Consider the following 3,901-nt stretch of genomic DNA (forward strand, 5'->3'; position numbering starts at 1 on the left):
CGACCGCGAGCTGTGCTTCGGCTTCTGCGCGGACACCGGGCTGGTGGACGACGCCGGCGCGCTGGCCGCCGCCGTCCGCGACGTCATCCGCGAGCTGCGGGACGAGTGAGCGCCCCGCGCTGATCACGCGCAGCCGGTCGCCCGCCGACGATCAGATGCTGCGCACCGCGCGGAGCGACTCCTTCAGCGAGCCCATCGTCGCGAACACGGCGGTGGGCTCGTAGCCGCAGTGCGCCATGCAGTTGGCGCAGCGGTCGTCGCGTCCCCGGCCGTAGGAGTCCCAGTCGGTCTCCTCCAGCAGCTCCCGGTACGTCTCGGCGTAGCCGTCGTCCATCAGGTAGCAGGGGCGCTGCCAGCCCTTCAGCGAGTACGACGGGATCGCCCACGCCGTGCACGGGAAGTCGACCTTGCCTTCGAGGAAGTCCAGGAACAGCGGCGAGTGGTTGAACCGCCAGCGCTTGCGGTTGCCGTCCGCGAACGCCTTCTGGAACAGCGACCGGGTCTCCTGCACGCCGAGGAAGTGCTCCTGGTCGGGCGCCTTCTCGTAGGCGTACGCCGGCGAGATCATCATCTGGTCGACGCGCAGGTCGTCGTTGAGGTAGTTCAGCACGTCGATGACGGTCTGCGGGGTGTCGGTGTTGAACACGGTGGTGTTCGTCGTGACCCGGAACCCGCGCTCCTGGCACATCCGGATCGCCGCGACCGCCTCGTCGAACACGCCCTCCTTGCAGACCGACGCGTCGTGCCGCTCGCGGAGCCCGTCGATGTGCACCGCCCACGCGAAGTACCGGGACGGCTCGAAGTCGTCGATCTTCCGCGGGATCAGCGCGGCGTTCGTGCACAGGAACACGTACCGCTTCATCCGGATCAGCTCGCGCACCAGCTCGCCGATCTGCGGGTGCATCAGCGGCTCGCCGCCGGCGATCGACACCATCGGCGCGCCGCACTCGCGGATCGCGGCGACGGCCTGCTCGACCGGCATCCGCTGCTTCAGCACGCTCGCCGGATGCTGGATCTTGCCGCAGCCCGCGCACGCCAGGTTGCAGGCGAACAGCGGCTCCAGCTCGACGATCAGCGGGAACTTCTTCCGCCCCGCCAGCTTGTTCCGCAGGACGTACCCGCCGACGCGCAGGCTCTGGCGCAGTGGCATGGCCATTTAGGAACCGATCCCCTTCACGTAGCGGCCCAGCGCCGACAGCGGGAACACCAGGCGGTACAGGTGGTAGTTGATGTAGAAGTCGCCGGGGAACCCGGTGCCGGTGAAGTGGTCCTCGTCCCACGTGCCGTCGGGGCGCTGGTGCTCGGTGAGCCACCGCACGCCCCGCTCGACGGTCCGGCCGCGCTCCCCGGCCGCGAGCAGCGCCAGCAGCGCCCACGCGGTCTGCGAGGCGGTGGAGACCCCGTGCCCGACCCACTCCGGGTCGCGGTAGGAGCGCAGGTCCTCGCCCCAGCCGCCGTCCTCGCGCTGGTGGCGCTCCAGCCAGCGGACGGCCCGCCGGATCGCCGGCTTCCCGGGCCGGACGCCCGCCGCGACGAGCGCGGGCACCACGCTCCCGGTGCCGTAGACGTGGTTGGCGCCCCACCGGCCGAACCAGGACCCGTCGTCCTCCTGCGCCTTCAGCAGCCACACCACGGCCCGCTTCACCAGCGTGGAGTCGGCCATGCCGCGGTGGCTGAGCGCCTCCACGACGTGCGCGGTGACGTCGGCGGACGGCGGGTCGATGACCTCGCCGAAGTCGCAGAACGGCAGCCGCCGGCACAGCGCGCGGGTGTTGTCGGCGTCGAACGCGCCGAACCCGCCGTCCCTGGAGACCATCCCGGCCATCCACCGGACGCCGCGCTCGATCGCCGGCTCCGCCTTCGGGTGGTCCACCCGGCTGAGCGCGAGGACGGCCTCGGCGGTGTCGTCGGTGTCGGGGTAGTAGTCGTTGTCGAACTCGAACGCCCAGCCGCCCGGCGGCAGGTCGGGGCGGCGCACCGACCAGTCGCCCGGCCCCCGCACCTCCTCGCCGAGCACCCACTCGGCCGCCGCCTCCAGGGCCGGATGATCCCCGGGCACACCCGCGTCGACCAGCGCGTTCATCGCCAGGACGGTGTCCCAGACGGGGGACTGGCACGCCTCCAGCCGGCGGCCCTTCGCGTCCCGGATGGTGAAGCGCTCCAGCCCGTCCAGGCCGCGCCGCACCACCGGGTGGTCCAGGTCGTGGCCGAGCAGGTGCAGCGCGAGCAGCGAGTACACCCACGGCGGCTGGATGCCGCCCCACGACCCGTCCGGCTCCTGCCGCGCGATGATCCACTCGCCGGCGCGGCGCAGCGCCGCCTTCCGCAGGCCCGGCAGCGGCCGCCGCTCGTAGACGCGCAGCGCCCGGTCGAGCGCGGTGAACGCCTCGTCCCAGCCGGGGACGAGGCGCCGCCCGCGCCGCGCGGGCCGCCCCGACCGCAGCTCCTCCAGCTCGAACGGCAGCGGCCGGACGGGCCGCTTCGCCGCGACCACCGTCAGCGGGACGATCGTCTGCCGCGCCCAGCACGCGAAGTCGTAGACGTTCAGCGGGAACCAGCGCGGCAGGAACACCATCTCCGGCGGCAGCACCGGCAGCTCGTCCCAGGACCAGTGCCCGAACATCGCCAGCCAGAAGCGGGTGAAGACGCGGGTGGCGGGGATGCCGCCCTCGCCGCGGACGAACGCGGCGGCGCGGCGCATGTGCGGGGCGTCCGGCGCGTCGCCGGCGAGCCGCAGCGCGACGTACGCCTCGACGGTCGTGGACAGGTCCGGCGGCCCGTCGTGGAAGTTGGCCCAGGTGCCGTCGGGGGCCTGCTGCGAGCGGATCCAGCGGGCCGCCTCGCGGGTGTCGTCGGCGGTGCGGATGCCGAGGAACTCGCGGAGCAGCAGGTCCTCGGCGTCCATGGTCACGTTGGTCTGGAGCTCGCCCTTCCACCAGCCCTCGGGCGCCTGGAGGCCGAGGAGGTGGTCGCGGGCGGCCGCCATCGCCTCGGCGGGCGTGCGGGTCCCGGCAACCGCGCTAGGCCGGGCGGGCGCGGTGGACGCGCTGGTCTCGGTGGGTTCGGTCGCTGTCATCAGTGGTCCCGGCGGGTGACGAAGGCGGCGATGCGCAGGAACTCGGCGCGGACGGGCTCGGGCAGCGCGGCGGACGCCAGGTGCGCGGTCGCGCTCGCGATCCGCTCGTCGGCCCGGGCCTCGGCCCAGGCCCGGCCCCCGGCGGCGTCGACGAGCGCGGCGGCCTCCGCCAGCTCGTCCTCGTCCGGCCCCTCGGGGTCCGGCGGCCGGGCGTACAGCTCGGCGAGCCGCGCCCCTTCCGGCGTCCCGGAGTTCAGCGCGGCCACCACCGGCAGCGACATCTTCCGCGACCGCAGGTCCGACAGCGCGGGCTTGCCGGTCGTGGCGGGGTCGCCCCAGATGCCGAGCAGGTCGTCCACCAGCTGGAACGCCAGCCCGAGGTCGGCGCCGAACGCCTCCAGCGCGGCGGCCAGCGGCTCGGCGGCCCCGTCCAGCACCGCGCCGATCGCGCAGGAGCAGGCGAGCAGCGCGGCGGTCTTGTCCGCCGCCATCGCGGTGCACTCCTCCAGCCCGACCTGCCGGCGGGTCTCGAACTCCAGGTCGAGGGACTGGCCCGCGATGAGCCGCCGCGTCGCGACGGTCAGCGCGCGCGCCGCCCGCGCCGAGCCCTGCCCTGGGGCCTCCAGCAGCACCTCCAGGGCGAGGGCGAGCAGCGCGTCGCCCGCGAGGATCGCGGCGGGCTCCCCGAACACCGTCCACGCGGCCGGGCGGTGCCGGCGGGTCCGGTCGCCGTCCATGATGTCGTCGTGGAGCAGCGAGAACGCGTGCGTCAGCTCCACCGCGACCGCGCCGGGCAGCGCGCTCTCCGGCGGCGCGCCCGCCGCC

General features: G+C 74.3%; 3 protein-coding genes. All 3 read right to left on the minus strand.

What is annotated here, in order from left to right; genetic code table 11:
* Positions 1-151: 151 nt before the first annotated feature.
* A complete protein-coding gene (gene hpnH, locus ABZ914_RS48215) occupies positions 152-1,156 on the minus strand; it encodes an adenosyl-hopene transferase HpnH (protein WP_500201335.1) in 1,005 nt (334 codons plus the stop codon).
* Positions 1,157-3,076 (minus strand): squalene--hopene cyclase, encoded by a 1,920-nt coding sequence (gene shc / locus ABZ914_RS48220; RefSeq protein WP_500201336.1) that lies wholly within the window; start codon positions 3,074-3,076, stop codon positions 1,157-1,159.
* On the minus strand, positions 3,076-3,901 hold an 826-nt coding region (locus ABZ914_RS48225), incomplete at its 5' end, for a polyprenyl synthetase family protein (protein WP_500201337.1). The genes ABZ914_RS48225 and shc, both read right to left, overlap by 1 nt.

It is taken from the genome of Spirillospora sp. NPDC046719 (genome assembly GCF_040645715.1).
Classification (GTDB): domain Bacteria; phylum Actinomycetota; class Actinomycetes; order Streptosporangiales; family Streptosporangiaceae; genus Spirillospora.

Coding starts and splice junctions, on each gene's coding strand:
- hpnH (WP_500201335.1), bottom strand. CDS start 1,156: ATGGCCATGCCACTGCGCCAGAGCCTGCGCGTCGGCGGGTACGTCCTG.
- shc (WP_500201336.1), bottom strand. CDS start 3,076: ATGACAGCGACCGAACCCACCGAGACCAGCGCGTCCACCGCGCCCGCC.